This is a genomic window from Lacticaseibacillus sp. 866-1 (genome assembly GCF_016861825.1).
In the GTDB taxonomy this organism is placed as follows: Bacteria; Bacillota; Bacilli; order Lactobacillales; family Lactobacillaceae; genus Lacticaseibacillus.
Genome location: NZ_BOLU01000015.1, coordinates 1 through 22,509, shown reverse-complemented (window position 1 = coordinate 22,509; position 22,509 = coordinate 1). Strand labels below are relative to the sequence as shown.

Annotated in this window: 20 protein-coding genes; 4 read left to right on the top strand and 16 right to left on the bottom strand. The window is 56.8% G+C overall.

Translation table 11 applies throughout. The features are described from left to right. Positions 1-256: 256 nt before the first annotated feature. From JUE30_RS06085 to JUE30_RS06075, 3 genes are read right to left on the bottom strand one after another with little or no spacing between them, the layout of a single operon-like run. Positions 257-487, bottom strand: coding sequence for a hypothetical protein (locus tag JUE30_RS06085; protein ID WP_125756900.1), 231 nt, complete (start codon positions 485-487; stop codon positions 257-259). Positions 488-511: 24 nt separating this feature from the next. Continuing rightward, on the bottom strand, positions 512-1,855 hold the full coding sequence (locus tag JUE30_RS06080) for a PTS sugar transporter subunit IIC (RefSeq protein ID WP_203624078.1): 1,344 nt from the start codon (positions 1,853-1,855) through the stop codon (positions 512-514). A 52-nt stretch (positions 1,856-1,907) separates the two neighbouring features. Next, positions 1,908-3,281 (bottom strand): glycoside hydrolase family 1 protein, encoded by a 1,374-nt coding sequence (locus tag JUE30_RS06075; protein WP_203624077.1) that lies wholly within the window; start codon positions 3,279-3,281, stop codon positions 1,908-1,910. 182 nt (positions 3,282-3,463) lie between these two features. On the opposite strand from JUE30_RS06075, the gene JUE30_RS06070 reads away from it, so the two are divergent. Then, positions 3,464-4,189: a GntR family transcriptional regulator gene (locus JUE30_RS06070; protein WP_125756906.1), complete on the top strand. Its 726-nt coding sequence runs from the start codon at positions 3,464-3,466 to the stop codon at positions 4,187-4,189. 119 nt (positions 4,190-4,308) lie between these two features. Here the strand turns inward: JUE30_RS06070 and glgD are convergent, their stop codons facing one another. The 3 genes from glgD to JUE30_RS06055 form a co-directional block, all read right to left on the bottom strand. Next, a complete protein-coding gene (gene glgD / locus JUE30_RS06065) occupies positions 4,309-5,472 on the bottom strand; it encodes a glucose-1-phosphate adenylyltransferase subunit GlgD (protein WP_203624076.1) in 1,164 nt (387 codons plus the stop codon). Next, on the bottom strand, positions 5,469-6,611 hold the full coding sequence (locus tag JUE30_RS06060; RefSeq protein WP_203624075.1) for a glucose-1-phosphate adenylyltransferase: 1,143 nt from the start codon (positions 6,609-6,611) through the stop codon (positions 5,469-5,471). Before JUE30_RS06060 ends, glgD begins: the two co-directional genes overlap by 4 nt. Positions 6,612-6,879: 268 nt before the next feature. Then, complete coding sequence (locus JUE30_RS06055) at positions 6,880-7,713, bottom strand: YitT family protein (protein ID WP_203624074.1); 834 nt, start codon at positions 7,711-7,713, stop codon at positions 6,880-6,882. A gap of 221 nt (positions 7,714-7,934) precedes the next feature. Between JUE30_RS06055 and spxB the strand changes: the two genes are divergently transcribed. Next, positions 7,935-9,758 (top strand): pyruvate oxidase, encoded by a 1,824-nt coding sequence (gene spxB, locus JUE30_RS06050; RefSeq protein ID WP_374706436.1) that lies wholly within the window; start codon positions 7,935-7,937, stop codon positions 9,756-9,758. Between the two features lie 227 nt (positions 9,759-9,985). Beyond that, complete coding sequence (locus tag JUE30_RS06045) at positions 9,986-10,810, top strand: alpha/beta hydrolase (protein ID WP_203624072.1); 825 nt, start codon at positions 9,986-9,988, stop codon at positions 10,808-10,810. A 79-nt stretch (positions 10,811-10,889) separates the two neighbouring features. Here JUE30_RS06045 and JUE30_RS06040 read toward each other — a convergent pair whose 3' ends face one another. The 8 genes from JUE30_RS06040 to efp form a co-directional block, all read right to left on the bottom strand. Continuing rightward, positions 10,890-13,010: an ATP-dependent Clp protease ATP-binding subunit gene (locus tag JUE30_RS06040; protein ID WP_203624071.1), complete on the bottom strand. Its 2,121-nt coding sequence runs from the start codon at positions 13,008-13,010 to the stop codon at positions 10,890-10,892. A 296-nt stretch (positions 13,011-13,306) separates the two neighbouring features. Further along, complete coding sequence (locus JUE30_RS06035; RefSeq protein WP_203624070.1) at positions 13,307-14,116, bottom strand: ABC transporter ATP-binding protein; 810 nt, start codon at positions 14,114-14,116, stop codon at positions 13,307-13,309. Beyond that, on the bottom strand, positions 14,116-15,015 hold the full coding sequence (locus tag JUE30_RS06030; RefSeq protein ID WP_203624069.1) for an ABC transporter permease: 900 nt from the start codon (positions 15,013-15,015) through the stop codon (positions 14,116-14,118). The genes JUE30_RS06035 and JUE30_RS06030 overlap by 1 nt, the downstream gene beginning before the upstream one ends. Before the next feature lie 27 nt (positions 15,016-15,042). Further along, positions 15,043-16,005 carry an ABC transporter substrate-binding protein gene (locus JUE30_RS06025; RefSeq protein WP_203624068.1) on the bottom strand — a complete coding sequence of 321 codons (963 nt, stop codon included), beginning with the start codon at positions 16,003-16,005 and terminating at the stop codon, positions 15,043-15,045. Positions 16,006-16,429: 424 nt separating this feature from the next. Further along, complete coding sequence (locus JUE30_RS06020) at positions 16,430-17,401, bottom strand: ABC transporter substrate-binding protein (protein WP_203624101.1); 972 nt, start codon at positions 17,399-17,401, stop codon at positions 16,430-16,432. Positions 17,402-17,812: 411 nt separating this feature from the next. Continuing rightward, entirely contained in the window at positions 17,813-18,463 is a 651-nt protein-coding gene (locus JUE30_RS06015; protein ID WP_203624067.1) for a histidine phosphatase family protein, read from the bottom strand. Between the two features lie 59 nt (positions 18,464-18,522). Further along, complete coding sequence (locus JUE30_RS06010; protein WP_203624066.1) at positions 18,523-19,854, bottom strand: polysaccharide deacetylase family protein; 1,332 nt, start codon at positions 19,852-19,854, stop codon at positions 18,523-18,525. 201 nt (positions 19,855-20,055) lie between these two features. Next, positions 20,056-20,613, bottom strand: a complete 558-nt coding sequence (gene efp / locus JUE30_RS06005) for an elongation factor P (RefSeq protein ID WP_125757758.1) — start codon at positions 20,611-20,613, stop codon at positions 20,056-20,058. A 238-nt stretch (positions 20,614-20,851) separates the two neighbouring features. On the opposite strand from efp, the gene JUE30_RS06000 reads away from it, so the two are divergent. Continuing rightward, entirely contained in the window at positions 20,852-21,535 is a 684-nt protein-coding gene (locus JUE30_RS06000; RefSeq protein ID WP_203624065.1) for a DUF805 domain-containing protein, read from the top strand. Between the two features lie 70 nt (positions 21,536-21,605). On the opposite strand, the gene JUE30_RS05995 is transcribed toward JUE30_RS06000, so the two are convergent. Together JUE30_RS05995 and JUE30_RS05990 are read right to left on the bottom strand one after the other, a co-directional pair. Then, positions 21,606-22,010: a flavodoxin domain-containing protein gene (locus JUE30_RS05995; RefSeq protein ID WP_203624064.1), complete on the bottom strand. Its 405-nt coding sequence runs from the start codon at positions 22,008-22,010 to the stop codon at positions 21,606-21,608. A gap of 255 nt (positions 22,011-22,265) precedes the next feature. Next, positions 22,266-22,509, bottom strand: a 244-nt coding sequence (locus tag JUE30_RS05990) for a hypothetical protein (RefSeq protein ID WP_203624063.1), incomplete at its 5' end; no start/stop codon positions are given.

Genomic DNA, 22,509 nt, shown 5'->3' with positions numbered 1-22,509 from the left:
TCTTCATAGCCAACCAGCTGGCGGCTCAGCACGCCGGGTCAACCTCACAGTGAGGTCGGATTGCCCGGTAGTCGGCGAGTGGTGCTGATGGGGTTGTTCCTTCCCCACCCACTCGTCATCCAGATATAGTATTGCACGCAATGAAACCGCCGTCAACTAATTTTTGTTATTTTTTCTCGTCCGCGTTTGCGCCCCTCAATGCCAGCCTTACAACAAAAAAACAGCCCGCTGCTTGTGCAACGAGCTGCCCGCCGGCTTAGTGCCACCGGTGATGTTTATCGAGGCGATCCGCGACCCGCTGAGGATTGCGAATGGTCTGAACAATTTCGTAAATGAAGTACGCACAGATGGCAAACGTCGAAAGGGTCACAATGCCCCAGCCGAAGCGGCTGATATCATTGATTGCCAGCATCAGCATCAATACCGCACCAGCGATACTAATCCAGATACGCCGCGGATTGCCAGCGGCAGGTTTCCTTTTCTCCATGTCTACCCTCCTTCGCACTGAAAACTAAGCTTCGGTTGAATCTGCTTCGTCCATCTTGGCTTCCTGAGCGGCAACGCGTTCGGAAATCTTCATGAATGGCAGGTAAAGCAGAACGCCGACAGCGATGACGATGATCTGAACCACGACCGCACGCCAGTCACCAGCAGTGGCAAGCCATGGACCGATAACCGGCGGCGTGGTCCAAGGAACCAGCACGACCATTCTGGAAATCAGACTCGCAGCCGTTGCATAGTAACCAATCAAAGTCCCAACGATTGGGAACAGAACGAATGGAATCATCATTGGCAGGTTAAAGACAATTGGATAACCAAAGATCATTGGTTCGTTGATGTTGAAGATCCCAGGGCCAAGAGACAAAGCCGCGACCTGACGGGAAGACTTCACTTTACTGAACAGCAGAATCGCGATGATCAGCGAAATCGTAGAACCAGAGCCGCCGACCAGGGTGAAACTGGAAACAAAACTGGTGTTGATAATGTTGGGAATTGCCTTGTGAGCAGCATAAGCCGCCATGTTCTGGTTCATGTTGATCAGAACCAGCGGATCGAGCAGAGAGCCGGAAAGGACAGTCTGGTGAATCCCGAAGGTAAACAGCAAGTTCGCAAAGAAGTAAATGACACAGTAACCAACCAAACTGGTGTTAAACCCGCGCAGTGGCTCCTGAATCCAGGTCTTGATCAGGCCGATCAAATCGGAGTTGAAGATCCCCGAAAGAAGGGCGGTGATGATCGCGAATAACGACATCAGAATCAGGGCTGGAAGCAAAACACTAAATGAGGCCGAAACAGCCGGCGGCACGTTTTCGCCCAGGTTGATCTGCAACTTCTTGATGCTGGCAAGTTTGACGAAAATCGTCGTGGCAACCAAGCCAACGATGATCCCACCAAACATGCCCTGCGTGCCTGTCCACAGTGTGGAGTAAGCGCCGCTGACAGTCACAGCTTTGCCAGCCAGTGTGGTGGCTGGAATGGACTGCGGCATCACGATAAACGTGGAAGCTAGTGACATCGCTGCGGCAGCGATTGGGTTGTCGAAGTTCATGTTACGGGCCAGGCAGTACCCGATCATTGGTGCAACCAGGATGCCGGCGACGTTCAAGGTCCCATTAGTAATGGCGTTGCCGAACACCTGCCACTTGGCAAGTGTTGCGCCTTTAAACAGCCACATGAACACGGTGTTGTTCAGCATCGTGCCAAGGCCGGCGATAATGAAGACCGGCAGGATGACAGCGAACGCATCACGCAATGAGCGCAGATACAGTAGGTTGCCAAACTTGACCGCGATCTCCGTAAACTTGTTCAAGAAGGCATTGTTCTGCAACTTCTCGGACGAGGTCTCTTTGGCCATAAATAATCCCCCTTTTAGATACATCAAAACAGTGAAAAAATAGCTAGAAGCTTTAGCTCAGATCTGCCCCATTGGTTTCAATCACGTGCTTAAACCACGCGTAGGACTTCTTCGGGACCCGCTTAAGGTCCTTCAGATCTGAATTGGTACGGTTGACATAGACCATGCCGTAACGCTTGTCCATGTTGCCGCTGGAGCTAGGAATATCAATCAGCCCCCAGCCGAGGTACCCGATGACGTCAACGCCATCTTCGTACACCGCATCCTTGAGCGCTTGAATGTGCACGCGGTGGTAGTCGATCCGGTAGTCGTCCTGGATCTGCTTGCCAGTGTAGTGCTCGCGGATGCCGATCCCGTTTTCGATCGGGAACATGGGCACGTGGTACTGATCGTAAACTTTGGTGAGAATGTCGCGGAAGCCTAGCGGATCAACGTTCCAGCCCCACTCGTTGACTTGCAGCCCGGGCACTTGCTCGGAGCCGTAGTCGAGATAGTGGTTGACGATCGTGTTGATTGGCACCTTGTCGGAGTTGATCTGGCCGGACCGGTAGTAGGAAAAGGCGATGAAGTCGCTCTTCAGCTGCTTGAATGCGGCCTTGTCGGCATCGGTGAAGTCCATGTCGATGCCGTGGTTCTTGACGAAGGTCATGACTTCCGTGGAGTACTGACCGTTAACGAACACGTCCAACAGGTTCTTGTTGAAAAACTCGTCGATCTGGCGCGCGTAGAGAATATCGCGCGGCTTGGAGCTGGCCGGGTAAACCTCACTGTAGGCAAGCATCCCGCCGATCTTGGCGGCAGACTTTTCGTGCAGGTAATTGGCGACCTCGGCGTGGGCGACCATCACGTGGTGGGAAATGGTGTACAAAGCGGCATCGCTCCGTTCACCATCCAGGTCACCAGCAATGCGGTACGCATCGGGCATGAAGTACAGATTTTGTTCGTTGAACGTGATCCAGTACGGAACACGATCCGCGAATTCATCGACCATCTTCTTGCCGTAGCGGACGAACGCCTCAACGACGTGGCGACTGGCAAAGCCGTTGTACTTCTCGGCTAAGGCCAGTGGCATGTCGAAGTGGTACAGGCAAATCATCGGGGTGATCCCGGCTTTAATGAGCTTGTCGATCAAGTCGGAATAGAACTTGATGCCTTCCTCGTTGAAGTCGCCATCGCCGGTCGGGCAGACCCGGCTCCAGGAAATCTGGAACCGGTAAGCATTCATGCCCTGATCGGCCATGAGCTTAATGTCCTCGTCGTAGCGGTGGTAATCGTCAATGGCAACGTGCCAGTCCGAAGCGTCCTTCGAAGCTGGGCGGTCGTCGTACACCGACTTCCCTTTGCCGCCTTCGTTCCAGCCGCCTTCTGTCTGCATGCTGGAAGTGGAATTGCCCCATAAAAATCCTTTCGGTAAAGCTTGACTCATGCTGCGCAGCCTCCTAATCATTTCTTGGATCCGGTTACATTATGGCGCTTTCATGCGGGCGTGTAAACACTTTTTTTCTATTTGTGTATACTTTTATTTTTAAAAGAGAAAGCAGCTGAACTTATGAAAGGGCTGTCGTATAATGAAATAAGCAACCACTATCTGGAAAGGAGCCAGCCCGCATGTACAAGTATCAGCAGATCGCCCAATCGCTACACCAGATGTTCACTGATGGCACCTATGCCCCTGGGGCCCTTCTGCCAGATCAGGAACAGCTGGCCAAGCAGTTTCACACCACGCGCATCACGATTCGCAAGGCGATCCAGCTGCTGATTGTCGAAGGCGTGGTGTATTCCAAGCGCGGCGCCGGCACCTTTTTGCGCAAGGATTACCGGGCCACCACTGGCGGCATTTCGCCAATCGACCAGCCGCTGGGGACGACCGCGACGCAGCCTGGCCACAAGGTCACCAGCAAAATTCTCGGCTTTGCGGCGCGGATGCCCAACGAAAGCGAGCAAGAGGCACTCGTCATTTGCCCCACCGACCCGGTTTACGTCATTGACCGCGTCCGCTATGTCGATCAACAGCTTTTTTCCTACGAACACACGATTATGCCCACGGCGATCATGACCATCACGGAGGACATGCTGAAAGGCTCGATTTACGCCGCCTTAAAGGCTCACGGCATCGCCATTGCCGGCTCGCACCGCACGGTGTACGCGATCAAGGCCACCGAGGAGGACGTCAAGGCCATCGGCGCCGCGCTTAACGATCCGGTCCTGGTGATCCGGCAGGTCAGCTACTCCGTCGAAGGCGAACCATTCGAGTTCTCGGAAAGCCACTTTCCGTACGAAAATGCCAGCGTCACCGCGGACATTGAGCTTGACCCGCGCCAGCCGGCCAAATAATCAGCTTTAACCGACAAGCGCCCCTAGTCCCCGATTCAGTTGAATCGCGGGCCAGAGGCGCTATTTTGATTGCGGCGAGCAGGTCATGGCTGGCGGCGTCGCGAGAGGCTTACGGGCCCTCAGGCAGGCTGCGGCGTCAGATCAGCTTTTTTTAGAATGGTCCGGTTCTTGCCGATCACCAGTGCCGCCTCGGGCTTGCCTTCCAGCTGCAGGTTCGGGCCGATCACGACTCCTTTGTCCAAGATCGCATATTTCACCGTCGAGCCGGTCGAGATCTTGGCGCCTTGCATGATCACACTGTTTTCTACCGAAGCACCTTGGTGGACCACCACACTGCGCGAAATGACGCTGTGGGTGATCTTACCTTCCACATAGGCCCCGGTGCCAAGCAGCGCATCGTTGACCTCGGCGCCGCGCGCGAAGAAGGTCGGCACCTCGTTTTTGCTCTTGGTGAGCACCGGCACCGCGGAAAACATCAGCGACTGGTAGTTGGCGTCATCCAGCATTCCCAAGCTCGCCTCAAAGTAGCGCTGCATGGTGGTGACCCGGGCCAGATAGCCAGTGTACTCGAACGCATTGGCGTTGTTCGCCAGCACGTAATCTCGCAGCAGCTCCGGCAAAGTCACCAAGGTCTGCGAGCCGGCTGCCACGTCCAGCAAATCGATCAGATCCGCCGTCGCGAGGAGATAGGTGTCCATAAAGGCGGGCACGGTATCGCTCGGCCGCTCGCGCCGGTCTTTTTGACGCAGAATGGCACTGGCGGTCCCCTGCTCGGACAAAGTCAGAGTCCAATCGTCTGGCGCACTGGCGGCTTGGGGGATCTTCTTGTACACCAACGTGATCGGCGCCTCGCCAGCCTCGTGGTAGCCCAGCACCGCGGTCAGGTCGACCGAGGCGATGTTGGAGCTGCCAATAATCACGGTGTAAGTCGACCCACTGCGCCGTAAAAACGTAATGTAGTCGTCATAGTAACGCTGGCGCAAGACCGGATCACTGTAGTCACGCGTCGCAATGTACGGAAACATGAAGACGCCGCCCTGGATCAGATCCAGGTTCCAGGACGCGCCGTCGCGGATGTGGTCTTGCACCGACCGCTCCGACTGCGGCATGAACAGGCCCACACTGTGGACCCCGGCGTGAGTGACCGCACTGAGCGGAAAATCGATCAGGCGGTAGCGGCCGGCAAACGGCAGGGTCCCCACCGGCCGGTTTTCGGTCAACGGCAGCAGCGCCTCGCCATCTTCGTTGAGGTCGATGACGGCGCTCAATTCTCCAAGTGTCATGCTTTCTCCTTTCTGCCCACGGCTTCTCCGTACCCGACCACCGCAATGTCATCGGGTTTGCCGATCACTTCGCCGTTATCGCCGACAATGGCATTCTCGCCGATGATGGCGTGGTCGATGGTGACATTTTTTCCAATCGTGGCGTTGGGCATGATCATCGAGTCCTTGACCGTACTGCCCTCACCGACGCGCACACTTTGCGACAGCACGCTGTGATCCACCGTGCCGGCGATGTAGGAGCCATCCGTCAGCATCGAGCGGGAGACCTTGGCCGTCTTCGTCAAGAACATCGGCGGCAGCGGCTCGGTTTGCGAAACAATCCGCCAGCTACGGTTGGCAATGTTCAACGAATTGGTCGGCGACAGGAACTCCATGTTGGCTTCCCACAGCGACTGGATTGTCCCGACGTCTTTCCAGTACCCGTGAAACGAGTACGCGTAAGTTGGCTCGTTGTGCGCCAGATAAGCGGGGATCACGTCGTTGCCGAAGTCTTCCATTTTACCGTCTGTGGCGTAACTTTCGGTCAGGTAGCGGCGCAAGGTCGGCCAGTCAAAAATGTAGATCCCCATTGAAGCCAGGTTGGACTTGGGTTCCTTAGGCTTTTCCTGAAATTCGATGATGCGGTCCGTGTCATCGGTATTCATGATGCCAAAACGCGGCGCGTCGGCCTTAGGGACTGGCATCACCGCCACTGTCAGCGCCGCCTTCTTCAGCTTGTGGGCTCGCAGCATCCGCCCGTAATCCATCTTGTAAATGTGGTCACCGGACAGCACCAGGATGTAGTCGGGATCGTAGGAGTCGATGTAGGCGATATTTTGGTAAATCGCATGCGCGGTCCCTTCGAAGAATTTTTCCCCTTCGCTAGAGGCGTACGGCTGCAAAATTGTCACGCCGGCGCCGGCGACATTCAGACCCCACGCCGCGCCATTTTGGATGTGGCGGTTCAACTCAAGCGGCTGATACTGCGTAATCACGCCGACGGTATCGACCCCGGAGTTGGCCAAGTTGCTCAACGTAAAATCGATGATCCGATAGCGGCCGCCAAACGGCACCGATGGCTTGGCCGTCGTGCGCGTCAGTTTGCCTAAGCGCGTGCCCTGGCCGCCTGCCAGAATCATCCCCAACATTTCAGTCCGCATATTGCTCCCTCCTTGGCGGCGAGGGCCTGCCTCCCTGTGACGCAGCGCGCCTCGCGGATTCAATTGAAGCGTAGCACGAAATAAAGCGCTTACCTAATGAAAAGACTCGGCATTTTGGGCTAATTGGGCTACGGGTTTGCAACGGGGAAGTGGCTAGCTACGCTCGAGGCCTCGCCGCCAAAGACCGGCGGCAATGCCTTGAGCGAGGCTACCCATTCCCCTAAGTGCGCAAACCCTTCGCACCTTGATACAAAAAAGCGCCCGGCCATCACCCTAGTGACCCGCCGTGCACCTCAGTGGCCTCAACGGCCAAAATAAAAGCGTCGGGGTCGATTGCCCGGATGCCATCAATCAACGCGCGAAAGTCCGGCTGCTCGACCACGATCATCAGCATCGTCCCCGGCGTTTTAGAAAAGCCACCCACCACTGACTGCAGCGTCAGTCCGTAATCGGTGCGCGCCTGGACGGCGGCGGTGATGGCCGCGTGCCGCTCGCTCATCACGTAGACGACTTTCTTGCGATCCAACCCTGTTTCCACAGCGTTCATCACTAAGCTGCTGAGGCCGATGGCAAAGACCGCCAGCACGAAAGCCTCAATGCCCGCGACCGGAATGTTCAGCAGACAGATCAGAAAGTCCACTGCAAACAGCCCAATGGCCGGCTTGAGCCGCAGATATTTTTGCAGGATCAACGGCGGCACGGTGGTCCCGCCGCTCGACGCGTCGATGCGGTAGATCAGCCCGACGCCCACCGCGAAAATCACCGACCCCATGATGACCGCCAGCAGTCGATCAGCCACGATCATTCTCTGCGGAATCAGGGCCAGCATGACCGGCAGGCCGACGCTGCCGGCGAGGATACGCCGAAATGTCCCGCGACCGAGCATGAACCAGGCCAGTATCAGCATCAGGCAATTAAACGCAAGCGTAGTCAGCCACAGCGGCACACCAATACTTTCCTGAACGATGATGGCCAGCCCGGTCGCGCCCCCTGCAGCCACACCGTGGGGCGCGTAGAACAAGTTGATGCTGCCGGCAATCAGACTCAGGGCGATCAGCAGGAGCAGCCCGCGACCGGCCGGAGTGGTTAGCTTATTGCGCATTGGGTCACCTCTTTCATTTTGTCATGACTGTTACCAATAGTTTAGCAGGAAACCGCGGCGACCGTCACGTGCCTCTGGTTGGCCCCGCGCGCTGCCGACCACTTTTTCACTCTTGTGACATAAAATTGGCTAAAACTGTTGCAACCGCTTTCTCAAGATGTTACATTGTAGGCGTAGTAATTGTCTACAACTGTTATCAAACCAATACAAGGAAGTGCGCAATCATGACAAACACAGTTCCCGCCAGTGTCGCGATGCTTAAGGTCTTAGAGGCGTGGGGCGTCAAGCACGTCTACGGGTATCCCGGCGGCTCCTTCAACTCCACTATGTCGGCCCTGGAGCAAGAAAAGGCCAACATCAAGTACATCCAGGTCCGCCATGAACAGGTGGGTGCACTGGCTGCCAGTGCCGATGCCAAGTTGACCGGTAAAGTTGCGGTCACGTTCGGCTCCGCCGGCCCCGGCGCGACCAACCTGCTGACCGGCCTGTACGACGCGCGTGAGGATCACGCACCAGTGCTGGCCCTGGTTGGGCAGGTGCCGCATTACAACATGAACTACAACTTCTTCCAGGAGTTTGATGAGGGCCCGATGTTCGCCGACGTGGCCGCCTACTGCCGCACTGTGATGACACCGGAAAGTCTGCCATACGTGGTCGATAAGGCCATTCGCGAGGCCTACAAGAACCGCGGCGTGGCTGTCGTCATCATCCCCAACGATTTTGGCTACGCTCAGATCCCTGACGTGCCATACAAGTCCACCAGCCCGTCGGACAACAAACCCCAGCCTCAGCCAGTGGCCACAGATGACGAAATCGACCAGGCGTTGGCGATGATCAAGGCCGCCAAGCGCCCAGTGTTCCACGTTGGCCGCGGGATTCAAGGCGGCGGCGACAAGCTGATCGCACTGTCCAAGAAGTTGCAGATTCCAATCATTCAAACCGGGCTGACCAAGGGCATGATTTCTGAGGACTACGAAGGCAACATCGGCTTTGTCAACCGGGCCGGGGCCAAATCGGCCAACGAGATCATCGACATCGCTGATTTAGTCATCGCCATCGGCGCGGATTTCCCGTTTGCTAATAATGTTTACACGCGCCACGACTTCAAGTTCATTCAGGTCGACAACGACGAATCCGAATTTGGCCGGCACCACTACATCGACCTGGGCATCTGGAGCGACGCGACCCAGTTCGTTGAAAAAATGCTCGACCGGTCCACCGCCGTCGCACCGACCGCGTTTTTCAAGGCGGCAGTGGCAGACAACCGCAACTGGCAGGCCTACCTGCAAAAGCTCGCCACCCGGACCACGGATCCGCTGGAATTTGAGCCGCTGTACCACGCACTCAACCAGGTGACCAACGAGAAGACCGTGGTAGCCTTGGATGTGGGCGACAACACCATCAACCTGCTGCGCTACATGAAGGTCACCCCGACCAACAAATGGACCGTCTCCGCCCTGTTCGCTTCCATGGGTGCCGGCATCCCCGGCGCGATTGCCGGCGCGCTGTCTTACCCAGACCGCCAGGTAGTATCGATCTCTGGTGACGGCGCCTTTTCGATGGTGATGCAAGACTTGATCACTCAGAAGAAGTATCACCTGCCGATTCTGAACATCGTGACATCCAACACCACGCTGGGCTTCATTCGCGACGAGCAGGCCGACATCCCGGGGATGCATGACTACTCCGGCATCGACCTGGAAGATCAGGACTTCGAGAAGATCGCCGAAGGCATGGGCATCGAAGGCGCGACCGTCACCAAGTCCGCCGACCTGCCCGCGGCCTTTGCGAAGGCCATGGCAGTCACCAGCGCCGGGCGCCCGTTTGTCCTGAACGCGAAGATCACCTTGAAGCGCGGCTTCCCAGTCGAAGCGCTCAAGGTCAAAATCGTTGACGGCAGGGTCGTCGAAACCGTAGCCCCAGAGTTTAACGCCAACGATGCGGAACAATCGGTCGATTCGCTTGAGGATCTCTTCGCCTATTATGACGGCGAGGAACTAAAGCCGCTGCAGTACTTCCTCGATCAGGAAGGCGTTCAGCTCTAACCGGGTTTCTGCTTATCTCCTAAAAAAAACTTTTGCCGAAAGTTTGCCGGCCGCCCAGCGCGGTCGGTTATTTTAATGCGCTGCAGTCTGTGTTCGCTCACCGGCGCAGCTGTTTCTTTTTACCAAACTGGCCAGCCCCCTGGGTTGCACTTTGTTTAAGTTGGCCAATCGCCTCTTGCACCGGGCAAAAAATACCCGTAGAGTGAGGACAACTGGAGGCGACGCACATGCGGAAACGAGTGATGATTTTCATCGCGATCATGTTCGCCGCCCTCGCCTGGGTCCCGGTGCAACCGCTTCACGCGGCGACGGTGCGCCAGGTCCCGACCTTGTACCTGCACGGCCACCGCGCCGGCCCCAACGCCATGAACGCGCTGATTCAAACCGCCGAACAAGAGGACCACGCCACCAGCGTCCTGACTGCCAGCGTTAATAACGACGGCGCAGTCACATTCAGCGGCGACTGGCCTGCAGACAGCCACCGGCCGCTGGTCAAGGTCGTGTTCGTCAATAACCGGACATTGCGCTACAATCGCATCTCGGACTGGTTTCGCGACGTCTTAGTGGCGTTGCAGCAGCAGTACGGCATCAGCCGCTACAACGTCGTCGCTCACTCGCTGGGTAACGCTGCGGTCCTGTTTTACGAGCTGCGTTACGGCCAGTACCAGCAGCTCCCACAGCTGCAAAAATACGTCGCCATTGCCGGCAATTTCGATGGCATCCCCGGCGTCCACCGGCCGCGGCGCAAGCACCGGCTGGGGCCTGGCGGCAAGCCGCCTTGGGTCGTGCCCGACTACCGCCGAGCGCTGGGGCTGCGCCGGCATTTCCCCGCGCATCAGGTCTCAGTTCTGAATATCTACGGCGACCTGGGTGACGGTCAGCACTGGGACGGCAAGATCAACAACGTTTCCTCCCGCTCACTTCGGTATCTGCTTGGACCGCGGCTGAAAAGTTACCAAACGCTAGAGTTCACCGGCCCTTTGGCCCAGCATCGCCTGCTGCGGACCAACCCGGCCGTGATCAAGGCCGTCGATCACTTTCTGTGGCCATAGCAAAATGGGCATCACCCTCATTTGAAGGAGTGATGCCCATTTTTTATGACGGTTAAGTTGGACCGTCTAAAGCGTAACCTTAGGCGACTGGCTCGGCTTCCTTGGCCGCACTGATGGCAATCGTGCCGGCCACGACGTCGGCCTGCAAGTGCTGCGCATCTTGGTGATCCAGGTAGTAATCTGTAACCTTGTCGCGGATCTGCTGCTCGATGACCCGGCGCAGCGGCCGCGCCCCCATCGCTTCATCGTAGCCTTGCGCGATCAGCCAGGTCTTTGCCGCTGGCGTGACCGTGAGCGTCAGGCCCTTCTTGTCCAGGGTCTTGTCGACGTCCCCCAGCATCAGGTCTACGATCTTGCCCAGGTCATCCTTGGTCAAGTGACTGAATTCCACGATGCCGTTGAAGCGGTTAAGAAATTCTGGGCGGAAGTATGGCGCCAGGCGCTGCATCAGCGGCTCGTCCTTAGTCTTTTCGCCGGTCAACGCCTCTTCACCAAAGCCGGCGTTTGAGGTCGCAATGATGACCGTGTTCTTGAAGTCGACCACATTACCCTGGCCGTCCGTCAGCCGACCGTCGTCCATGACCTGCAGCAGCAGCGTCAGCACTTGCGGATCGGCTTTTTCAATTTCGTCCAGCAGTACGATTGCGTATGGATTGCGGCGAACCTGTTCGGTCAGCGTATTGCCATTGTCCTCATAGCCCACATAACCGGCGCTGGTGCCGATTAGCTTGGATACGGCGGTGCGGTCGCTGTATTCGGACATATCGAGACGGATGATCGCATCCTTGGAGCCGAACAGATCCAAAGCCAGCTGCTTGGCCAGCTCGGTTTTACCGACCCCAGTGGGGCCGACGAACAGGAAGGAGCCGATTGGCCGGTTGCCTTCGTCAAAGCCTGCGCGGTTGCGGCGAATCGCCCTGGCCACCATGTCGACGGCCTCGTTTTGCCCAATGACCTTGCCCTTGAGCCGCTTGCCGATGTTCTTCAAGCGTTCAATATCATTGGCACCCATTTGCGCGACCGGAATGCCGGTCAGACGCTCAACAGACTGGGCTACGTCATCCGGCGTGGCGACCACCGGTTCGGCCTCGGCACTGGTGCTGTTCTTTTGTTTCTCCAGTGCTTCAAGCTCCGCCTTGAGTTTGGCCGCTTTTTCAAAGTCTTCCGCCTTGGCCGCAGCGTCCTTTTCCTTGGTCTTCTGGTCAATCTGCTTTTCCAGTGTGACTTTGTCGACCACCGGATGCTTGGCCGCCAAGTGCGCGGCGGTCATGTCGATCAGGTCGATCGCCTTGTCAGGCAGCGAGCGCTGCGGGATGTACTGCATCGAGTAGTCGACCGCGGCCTTCAACACGTCGTCTGGCAGCTTCACATTGTGGTGCTTCTCGTACAGGCCCTTGACCCCCTTCAAAATGGCCAACGTGGTCTGCGGACTCGGTTCATTGATGGTGACATCATTGAACCGCCGCGCCAGCGCGGCGTCCTTCATAATGGTGTTGCGATACTCGTCTTGAGTCGTCGCGCCGATCACTGTGATCTCGCCGCGAGACAGCGCCGGCTTGATAATATCGGCCAAGCCCTTGCTGCCATCCTCGCCGCCGGTCGTGCCGGCACCGAGAATCTGGTGGATCTCATCGAAGAACAGGATGACGTTGCCAGCCTTCTTGGTTTCCTTGATTAAGTCCTCAATGTTCTGCTCAAAACTGCCGCGATACTGGGTGCCGGCCTCGAGGCTGGCCAGGTCGATTGAAATGATTTGCTTGTCCTTAATAGCCTCGGGCACGTTGCCTTTGACGATTGCCTGCGCCAGGCCTTCGACGACCGCGGTTTTGCCGACCCCGGCATCCCCGACCAAGATTGGGTTGTTCTTCGTCCGCCGACTCAAAATTTCGGCGGTTTCTTGAATTTCCTTGTCGCGGCCGATGACCGGATCAAGCGCCCCGGCCTCGGCTTCCTTGGTCAGATTGCGGCCAAGTTTTTCAAGAATGCCCTTGGGCTTCTGCTGACTTTCTTGGACCGGAATCTCCTGCGCGTTTTGCGCCGGCATGCGGCCGCTTTGCTGAAGCTGAGCCATTTCCTCCGGCGTCAACTCGTGGCCATTGACCACATAACGCCGCTGGCCGCTGGTGCCCATCTGGTGCAGGACCTGATTCAGAAAGTCATCCATACCATCGTTAAAGAATGGATCATTGAATTGTGCCATAATAACTCCTCCTTTGGCCCTGCGTCTGGCAACGCAAGACAGGCTCATTCGTCAATTAAGTGTTCGCAAGCACAACGTGCACGCCAAGTAGGCTCCGGGTGCGCGACCCTTCAAAAAAACACCGCCAAGCCGGCGATGTCTGAGGTTAAGCTATGGTCAGTCGCACCGCTTCGCACGCCTTCTTGTTTACATAATATATAGTACCACGGGTTTAGCACTCTTACAAGTAGAGTGCTAAAATTTTTGCAAAAAAAGATTGCCAACCGGATGGCAATCATTAATCGAGGCGGAACTGATCAACTGAGCAACACGGCATCGTCGTTCATTTCTTCGCCGCTTTGTTCCTTAAAGAGTGCGAGTAAGTCTGGAATGGTCAACCCCTGTTTCTTCTCCTGCGGCAGATCGACCACAATGCGCCCGTGGTCCAGCATGATCAGGCGCGTCCCGTACATCAAAGCGTCTTGCATGTTGTGCGTGATCATCAGCGTGGTGATGTGCTGCGCCGAAACAATTTGCTGGGTCAGGTCCATGACTGTCGCGGATGTGGCCGGATCAAGCGCCGCGGTGTGCTCGTCCAGCAGCAGCAGCTCTGGCAAGTTGATGGTGGCCATCAGCAGCGTGATGGCTTGGCGCTGGCCGCCGGAAAGCAGGCCAATGTCCGTGTCCAGGCGATCTTCCAACCCCAGGTTAAGGCTGGCGAGTTTTTCCTTCATCAACGCCAAGTCCTCGCGCTTCACGCCGCGGCGCCAGAAGTTGCGCCAGGAACCACGTTTCAGGGCCAAAGCCAGGTTTTCCTTCACCGTCAGCAGCGGCGCAGTACCTGAGCGCGGATCCTGGAAGACCCGCGAGATCAGGTTGGCCCGCTTGGCCACCGACTGGTAAGTGACATCTTTACCGGCAATTTTGATTTGACCCTGCGTGACCTGCAGTGAGCCCGCCACGCTGTTAAGCAGTGTGGACTTGCCGGCCCCGTTGCCGCCGATGATGGTGACGAATTCGCCGGGCTGCAGCGTCAGCTCAATGTCTTTCAGTGCGTGGTTCTCGTTGGGCGTGCCCTTTTCGAACCACTGATTCAACTTGTGTACTTCTAAGGCTGGCGTTGTCATCAGTTATTCATCTCCCGTTTGTTGGCAGCCCGCTCGCGAGCCTTTTTGACCTCTTTCTCAACCAGTGGCAAAGCCAGGAAGACCACCAGCATCAGCGCGTAGAACAGGCGCAGGTAGTTCGGATCGACCCCAAGCTGCAGGACCCCAGCGATAATCAGGCGGTAAATGACTGCCCCGACAATGATCATCAGCAGGCGCTGGCCAAAGCTGAGGTTGCGCACCAGGATCTCGGCGATAATGATGGCTGACAGCGCGATGACCAAGGTGCCAATCCCCATCGAGACGTCGGCGTACCCGTTGGTTTGCGCCATCAGGGAACCGGAAAGGGCGATCAGGCCGTTGGAAATCATGTAAACGATGATCTTCATGTTGTCGTTGTTGATGCCGTTGGCCGCGGCCATCGCCTGGTTGTTCCCGACGGCGCGCGCGGCCAGGCCCATTTCGGTGTTAAAGAACAGCACCAGCAGACCGATAACAATCAGCAGAATAATCAGCCCGATGACGATCGTGGTCATCGTGGCATCCCCGATGTTGACCATCGTGAACACCGTCTTAATGTCGGCCAAAAGCGACACGTTGGCCGCCTTCATGATGAACAGGTTCACGGAATACAGTCCCGTCATCGTCAAAATACCGGTGAGCAGGTCAGGAATTTTTAACTTGGTGTGCAGCAGGCCGGAAACCAGCCCCGCCAGCGCGCCGCCGCAAAAACCCAGCAGCGTGGCCGGAATCGGGCCAACGCCGGAAACCAGCGTGTGGGCCGTGATCGCCGCACCCAAGGGAAAGCTCCCTTCAGCGGTCATGTCGGCGATGTCTAGGATGCGAAAGGTCAGGTAGACGCCAATCGCCATGATCGCCCACAAAAAACCGGTAGAGATGTTCGAAGTCAGGATGTCCATGTTAACCTCCAAAAACTGAGTGACAGATTACTTTTCAACGTCCGCGTCGGTCAGGCCGAACGCCTTCATCATTTTTTCGTTCTTGACCACAGTGGTCTTAGCCGGCTTTTCGACTGGCAGGTTGGCCACTTTCTTCCCCTTCAGGATCTTGATCGCCATGCGTGCGGTCTGCTTGCCGAGCTCTTTATAGGAAATGCCCTTCGTGGCGACCCCACCGTCTTCGACCATCGTCGAGGCGGCGCAGACCACTGGCACATGCTTGCTCAAAGAAATCTTGCCGACAGTTGGCATCGCCGCGGCGACCGTGTTGTCAGTAACCAGGTACATCGCGTCCGCCTTGCCCGCCAGCGTTTCGGTTGCGGACTGCACATCGTTGGTCGAAGCGACCGTCGCGGTGGCCACCTTCAGGCCCAGCTGCTTGGCTGCCTTGGTCGCGGTTTTGATTTGGACAACCGAGTTCTGCTCAGCGGCGTTGTACAGCATGCCAACCGTCTTGGTTTTAGGGAACAGCTGCTTCAGGTATTCCAGCTGGCCCTTGATGTCCGTCATGTCGGTGACCCCGGTCGCGTTGGCGCTCGGGTGGCTCGGGTCGGCCACCAGACCGGCACTTTTCGGATCGGTGACGGCGGTGAAGACCATCGGGGTGTCCTCATCCGCCTTCATCAAGGCCTGGGCGGCCGGCGTGGCGATGGCTAAGTTGACGTCGTTGTTGTCCTGCTTCAAGCGCTGGCTCATGCTTTGCAGGTTGCTTTGATCGCCTTGCGCGTTGACGTAATCGATCTTGATCTTGTTGCCCTTGTAGCCGGCCTTGGCGAGCTCCTGTTCAAAGCCCTTGCGCGCATCATCCAGCGCGGTTTGGTTGATCAGCTGCAAGATCCCGACCTTGACGGTTTTGTTATCGGTGCTGGCGGTTGCACTGCTGCTGCACCCTGCCAGTGCCAAAACGGCCACGGCGGCCATGCCCAATGCGATGTGTTTCAACTTCATCATGAATTCCTCCTAGTATGTGGTGCCGGATCCGGACTGCCAGCAGCCGGCCTTCTGTCCGCGAAACAGAAAACGCCAGCCGCTCGGATTCATTCCAGTGGCTGGCGCTTGTTTTTGTCCTAGGAAAAACAAAAGCCACATGGAATGAAGTTGCTCCATGTGGCGGTAAATTGCACGTTTAAAGGTGCCGGCCATCATGGATGTAAGCCCGCGGCTTGCATCCACGATGCAAACCGCTATCCGAAAAAGCCGGCGAAAAAGTTGCGATTAAGCTGTGTTGAGATTACTTGATTCATTGTCAACACGTCCTTTACTGGCAAAGATTAACCTTTGCTATGTAAATGAGAATACACTCATCTCATCCCCACTGTCAAGGACCTTTTGGAAATTAATCACAAACTTGGTTCCGGCTCACCGCGCAGAAGGGTTATTCGACGGCCTTCGCCGCCTTTTCTGCCTGCGCCTTGGTGACGCCGAACTGCGCCATGCGCTTGCTGTTGGTGACCAGCGTGGCCTTGGCTGGCGCCTGAACGGCCAGGTCGGAAACCTTCTTACCCTTGATGATCTTCACTGCCAGCTTAGCAGTCTGCTTGCCCAGGTCCTCGTAGTTGATGCCGACTGTGGCGACCCCGGCCAGCTTGACCATCGTCGCATCGGCAGTGACCACTGGCACCTTCTTAGCAGCAGAGACTTTGCCAATCGTCGGCATGGCCGCCGCGGCGGTGTTATCAGTTGGAATGTAGATGGCGTCAGCCTGGCTGGCCAGGGTTTCGGCGGCCTGCTGGACGTCGTTGGTGGTGGCCGCGGTCTTCACAACGGCCTTAAGCCCCAGCTTGGCGATTTCCTGGCGCGCGATTTTGATCTGAACGACCGAGTTTTCCTCGGCAGCGTTGTACAGCAGCCCGATTGTCTTGGCCTTTGGGAACAGCTGATGCGTGAAGTCGATTTGGCCCTTTACGTCGACCATATCGGTGACGCCCGTGGCATTTTTATCCGGCTTCTTCGGGTCGCTCATCAAGCCGGCAGACTTAGGATCAGTGACGGCGGTGAACACCATCGGCGTCTTGTTGTCCGCCTTCAGCAAAGCCTGCGCGGCCGGCGTTGCAATGGCCAAGTTGACGGTGTTCTTATCGCTTTTCAGGCGGGCGGACATAGAGCTCAGGTTGCCCTGATCGCCTTGCGCGTTAAGGTTATCAAACTTGACCTTGCTGCCCTTGAAACCTTCCTTGGCCAGCTGCTCCTTAAAGCCCTTGTTGGCGGCATTAAGCGCCTGTTGATCGATCAGCTGCAAGACGCCGACCTTCACCGTTTGATTGCTGCTGGCGCTGTTGCCGCACGCGGCAAGCGCGCCGACCATCCCGACTGCTGCAACAGATAACAAAACCTTGTTCATTTTCATCATAATTTTCCTCCAGAATTTATTGCGTTCACTCGTTTGCCGCGAAACAGAAAAGCCGGCCGCAGGATTTTCCCCTGTGGCCGGCCAGTTTCTTTCCGGAAAGAAAAAGCCACATGGAAGAGATCCTCTCATCCATGTGGCCGCTTAAAAGTCATGCTTAAACGCTGCGCCTATCATGGATGCAAACCTGCTGCGCGGTCTGCATCCGATTGGCGATGCAGCCGCTATCCGTAATAGCCGTAGTAATACGAGCGATTTAGTTGTGTTGGTTTATTCATTGTCATGATCAACACTCCTTCGCACCAGTTGAACTGGTATGACAAGAGAATACAAAAATTAGAAAACAATGTCAAGCCCATAGTGAAATTTTATTTTTCGGCGGAAGGCCCAGTGGTGGCGTACGGCCGGCAATCAGGCCTGTTCCAGTATGCTGGCGTCGGGTTGCCGGTCGCGGAACGCAACCGAAAAATGCTTGCCATTTGCGGTGGTCAATTTTGTCACCGTCGTGTTTTTCAGCATTGGGGTCGTACGCAAGCGGCCCAGCGGCTGCCCTGACAACACCGTCAGCAGGATCTGAAACAGCAGCCCGTGCCCGACCACCAGGATTTGCCCGGTCGGATGCGCCAAGGCGGCGGTTTCAAACACGGGCACTGCCCGGCGGGCCACGGCTTCGTACGGCTCGATCTGGTACTGCGCCGCGTAATCCGCATCGAATTCCAGCGGACGGTGAAAGTACAGATCAAGCGCCTCTTGGGCCGCCACGTGTTTGATGGTGTGCCCGTCCCATTGGCCCAGCCGCATCTCATTCAGCCCCCAGACCGCTTGCAGCGGCGTGTGCGTGCTAAACTGGTTGGCGGCCAGAATCAGCTGCGCCGTCGTCAGCGCCCGCGGCAGCGGCGAGCTGAGGACCTGGGTGAAACGTACCCCGGCGAGCGCTGCACCCACCGCGTGGGCTCCGGCCACGCCCTTGGCCGTCAGCGGTGAATCGACGAGCCCGCCGTTGAAGGCCCCTTTTTGGTTAATTTCGGTCTGTCCGTGCCGCACCAGGTAAAACTCTGTCATGACGCACCTCCGAGGTGATGATAACAAAAAAGCGCCTGCCGCGGCAAACGCTTCTGAGGCTAACTGAGCGGCCGTTCGTCGCCTTGCCCGAAATACTGATGGCCAGGCATGAGCCGTTGACCAAGCAGCTGGCTGACCGTCACGAACTGGTAGCCCTGGTTTTTCAGGTTGGCAATCACCACTGGCAAGGCCTCGACTTCGGCCGGTTGAATGTCATGCATCAGCACGATGCCGCCCGGCTGAGCGGTCGCCTGCACGCGGGCGATAATTGCCGGTTTGCTCTTCGATTTCCAGTCCTGCGAGTCGACCGACCACTGAATCGCCGGCATCCCCACCAGATCACCGTTAGCTTTGGACATCGCCCCAAACGGCGGCCGAATGAACGGCGGCAGCGTTCCGAAAACATGGTAGTAGGTCCACAGGTTTTTCCCGTAAATCTCATCGAGCGTTTGAGCCGCACTTAGTTTAGGCAAGAATGGGTGATCGTAGGTGTGCGTGCCCACCTCATGCCCCGCCGCTTTCACGCTTTTGGCCACCGCCGGAAATTCGGCGATGCCAGACCCAAGTTCAAAAAAGGTGGCCTTGACCTTAGCATCCGCTAGGGTCTTCAAAATCGCCGGCGTCGTTTTGGGGTTCGGCCCGTCGTCAAAGGTCAACGCGATCAACTTGCCGCTCGGCGGCTGGGGCGTCGCGCCTTTCAGGTAAGGTGTGAGTTTGTGATACGGGACCGAGGCACTCGGCTTACCGTCTGCTGTCCTGATCGTCATGCCCGCCTTCGTCAGCGTAAAATTTGTCGCCTCAAGCGAGTGCAGTAGCGGCTGTTGCATCAGGACGCTCAGCTGCGCTTCATCCAGCGCCTTGGTCTCCGCCACGTGCGTCTGCGCCGCGTAGTTAACGGCGCGCCGCGCGTTGTCGTCAGCCACAATGTCGCCAATCTTGGCCAGCTTCCCGGCTTTGGTCACCGTCAGCTGCCGCTGCAGACGCTGGTGATGCTCGTGGTGACCCAGCGTATACAAGCTGTCAAAATGCGTTGCTAGGGACACCAGCCCCAGCGGCGCCTGGCTTTTCTCCGTGGCGACGATCACCATTTTCTGCTTGGCCCCCTGCGGCTGCTCGGCCAGTACGGCTGATGCTGCCTGTTTCAGTGCCGGCGCAACCGTCTTCTCACCAGCAGGCAGGAAAAACGCCCCGCGCCCGGCCGTCAGCTTGATCTTGACTGGTTTGCCCGGGTGCTGCTTGAGAATCGCCGCGGCCTGCCCGCTGGCCGAATCGTGCTGCGCAGTCGGCCGGTTGACCCGAAAGGCCGTCCAAAGGCCGATGACGACCACTAGCAGACCCACACTGCCTAGGGCCAGTCCCCATTTCTGATTGGTTTTTTGTTCGCTTCTCAATGTTTTCCGCCCTTCCCCATTGCTCTTCCAGTATACGGGGAAATCATCTCGGATAACCTAACAATCCTGTTAGAAGTAATGATTAGATTCTCATCGCCCGCTCATCAATCGGTTGCGGGCAGTTTAGTTTTGCCCGTCTCTTGCCAATTTACCGCCTGCGCCCGCAAAAAAAGCACTGCCGCAGCAGTGCTTTCTAAATAATTAGGCGCGCTTCTCGTAGTTGCCCGTTTGAGTGCTGACCACGATGGTTTCACCGGCTTGAACAAAGTCTGGCACGTTCACAACCAGGCCGGTTTCCATAGTGGCAGGCTTGCCGCCGTTGGTGACTGAGCCGCCTTTAAGTGAAGGCTGGGTCTCAACGACCTTGAGGTTCACCGTGCTCGGCAGGGTCACCCCGATCACTTCGGTGCCGTAGAACTGGATATTGACCTGCATGTTTTCCAGCAGGTACTTGCGCTCCGATTCCAGGCTTTCCGTCGGGATCTCGTACTGCTCGTAAGTTTCCATGTCCATAAAGATGGCGGTGTCATCTTGCGTGTACAGGTACTGTGCGGGCTTGGTGATCAGTTCGGCCAGCTCGATTTTTTCCGTCGGGCGGTAGGTCGTCTGCACAGTCGAGCCGGACCGCACATCATACAGCTTCAGCTGCATCAGGGTGTTGCCCTTGCCTGGCTTGTGGTGGTTACTTTCCAAAACTTTGATCAGCTTGCCGTCCTTCACGAACGTCATGCCGGCACGTAAATCGATTGCTTGCGTCATGATTTATCTCTCCTTAAACCTTAAGCTGCGTCCGACTGGCTCTGCGCCATGGGGGCGGCAGCACGCGCCACGTTAAAATGTCCATGCAACAGCCTCCAATCAGCGGTGCGTCAGCGCACCATCCGTTCTAGTATACCATTTATGCCCACGCAAAACGAACGGCGCCTAGGTGGCAGCGATTGCACGCTGCTGTGGGTTATGCTACGATTCAGTAAAATTGGGTAAGGAGTGAGCAAAAATGGCAATCAAGTCTAACGCACAAGAACAAGCCACGGCGCACAATCGCTATTACCGCGCCACCGGGTTTTCATCGATCAAGGCCTTTTTTGGCAACTACGTCAACTTTACCGGGCGCTCAAGCCGCAGTGAATACTGGTGGACCATCCTCTTCGGGACGATTCTGAGTATTGTCGCGATGATCGCCTTCATCGCCGCTGTGGTCGGCTCGGCGGTCGGGCTCGACCCTGACCACCTCAGCCCGGAGCGGATTTTTAGCCACATGGGGATCGGCCTGGTAGTCTTCCTCCTGCTGGTCATTGTCTTTGCGCTGGCGGTGCTGATCCCGTCGCTCGCCATCGTTATCCGCCGCTACCGCGATGCGGGCATTCCGTGGTGGATCTACCTGATTCAACTGGCACTCAACGCCGCGACCAACCTGATGCCAAAAGACTCAACGGCCGCCAGCCTGCTGTCATGGGCCGTGTCGCTGTCGATTCTGATTCTCACCCTGCTGCCGTCCAAACCGCTGCCCAATGATGGTGCCGCACCGCAAAACAATTTGGACTCGCGGATCAACCCAGACGTGTTTGCAGCACCGAAAGCGCCGGCAGCACCTGAGGCGCCAAAGGCCGCAGATGCGCCTGCTGAAAGCAGTGCCCCAGAAAAGCACGACGATCCCGATCACCCGTACACTGAGGGCTAATCAAAACAGGCGAGAAAAGTTCCTCGCCTGTCGCCTGGTTGAAGCAAACTCAGTTAAAGTCAATCTAGACTTATTTGGAAGATTGCTGCGCAAACGCGGCAATCTTTTCTTTTTCATCGTCGCTGAGCGCCTTCTTGCTCGGCATCAGGCCATGCAGGAACAGCCGGGCCTGGGAAACAGTCAGGCCCTTGGCTTTAAGCTCCTTTTCCAGGCCATGGCCAATCGACATCACACCGCCAGACGTGCCAAACATGGTCACCATCTTGACCTGGGCCGGATCCAGCTGAGCCACAAACGCCTTCAGCTCCTTATCAATGCTGCCCATGTGAATAGCACCACCCAAATACAGCTGATCGACCGGCCCGGCGAGCGGGATGTCAACGCTTTTCGCCTCAACATTCAGGTGCCCGCCAAGCTCCTGCGCCACTTTTTCCGTGTTCCCGGTCTTCGAAAAATACCTGATTGCAATGCTCATTGCTCTGCCTCCATGATCGCGTCACGCTTGCAGTAAAGTCGCCTGAAGTCTCCCGCTGACTTCCGCAGCCAATCAAACCGACCTGCCGCTCCCTAGACCCATCTTAGCACCACGGTCGCCATTGCGGCTTACGCCACCCTTGCGGCGGCAGACGCCACGATGATGGTGACAGAATCGTCAATGGCCTATAACAGCCTCACTGCGTGAACTGATACGTTTTATATTGTTTGCGCTTACACATTGACAACAGTTATATTATAAGCCATAAAACAGTTCGTGACACATTCTTAGCCCAAATCTGCGCCCGCAGCAGTTCACACAGTTGAACAGCCTTATCGCAAGCGTGCCCGGCGCCACAACACAATAAAAACCACCCGTCGAACGGGTGGTTTTCTCTGGGGCTATAAGCCCCTGTTGCTGGCTGCGTCTCAAGGCGCTGGCCTCACTTCGTTCAAGGCCTACTGCGATTGCCACTTTAACCGCCTCTGGAAGAGGCTCA

Coding starts and splice junctions, on each gene's coding strand:
- JUE30_RS06085 (WP_125756900.1), bottom strand. CDS start 487: ATGGAGAAAAGGAAACCTGCCGCTGGCAATCCGCGGCGTATCTGGATT.
- JUE30_RS06080 (WP_203624078.1), bottom strand. CDS start 1,855: ATGGCCAAAGAGACCTCGTCCGAGAAGTTGCAGAACAATGCCTTCTTG.
- JUE30_RS06075 (WP_203624077.1), bottom strand. CDS start 3,281: ATGAGTCAAGCTTTACCGAAAGGATTTTTATGGGGCAATTCCACTTCC.
- JUE30_RS06070 (WP_125756906.1), top strand. CDS start 3,464: ATGTACAAGTATCAGCAGATCGCCCAATCGCTACACCAGATGTTCACT.
- glgD (WP_203624076.1), bottom strand. CDS start 5,472: ATGACACTTGGAGAATTGAGCGCCGTCATCGACCTCAACGAAGATGGC.
- JUE30_RS06060 (WP_203624075.1), bottom strand. CDS start 6,611: ATGCGGACTGAAATGTTGGGGATGATTCTGGCAGGCGGCCAGGGCACG.
- JUE30_RS06055 (WP_203624074.1), bottom strand. CDS start 7,713: ATGCGCAATAAGCTAACCACTCCGGCCGGTCGCGGGCTGCTCCTGCTG.
- JUE30_RS06045 (WP_203624072.1), top strand. CDS start 9,986: ATGCGGAAACGAGTGATGATTTTCATCGCGATCATGTTCGCCGCCCTC.
- JUE30_RS06040 (WP_203624071.1), bottom strand. CDS start 13,010: ATGGCACAATTCAATGATCCATTCTTTAACGATGGTATGGATGACTTT.
- JUE30_RS06035 (WP_203624070.1), bottom strand. CDS start 14,116: ATGACAACGCCAGCCTTAGAAGTACACAAGTTGAATCAGTGGTTCGAA.
- JUE30_RS06030 (WP_203624069.1), bottom strand. CDS start 15,015: ATGGACATCCTGACTTCGAACATCTCTACCGGTTTTTTGTGGGCGATC.
- JUE30_RS06025 (WP_203624068.1), bottom strand. CDS start 16,005: ATGATGAAGTTGAAACACATCGCATTGGGCATGGCCGCCGTGGCCGTT.
- JUE30_RS06020 (WP_203624101.1), bottom strand. CDS start 17,401: ATGAAAATGAACAAGGTTTTGTTATCTGTTGCAGCAGTCGGGATGGTC.
- JUE30_RS06015 (WP_203624067.1), bottom strand. CDS start 18,463: ATGACAGAGTTTTACCTGGTGCGGCACGGACAGACCGAAATTAACCAA.
- efp (WP_125757758.1), bottom strand. CDS start 20,613: ATGACGCAAGCAATCGATTTACGTGCCGGCATGACGTTCGTGAAGGAC.
- JUE30_RS06000 (WP_203624065.1), top strand. CDS start 20,852: ATGGCAATCAAGTCTAACGCACAAGAACAAGCCACGGCGCACAATCGC.
- JUE30_RS05995 (WP_203624064.1), bottom strand. CDS start 22,010: ATGAGCATTGCAATCAGGTATTTTTCGAAGACCGGGAACACGGAAAAA.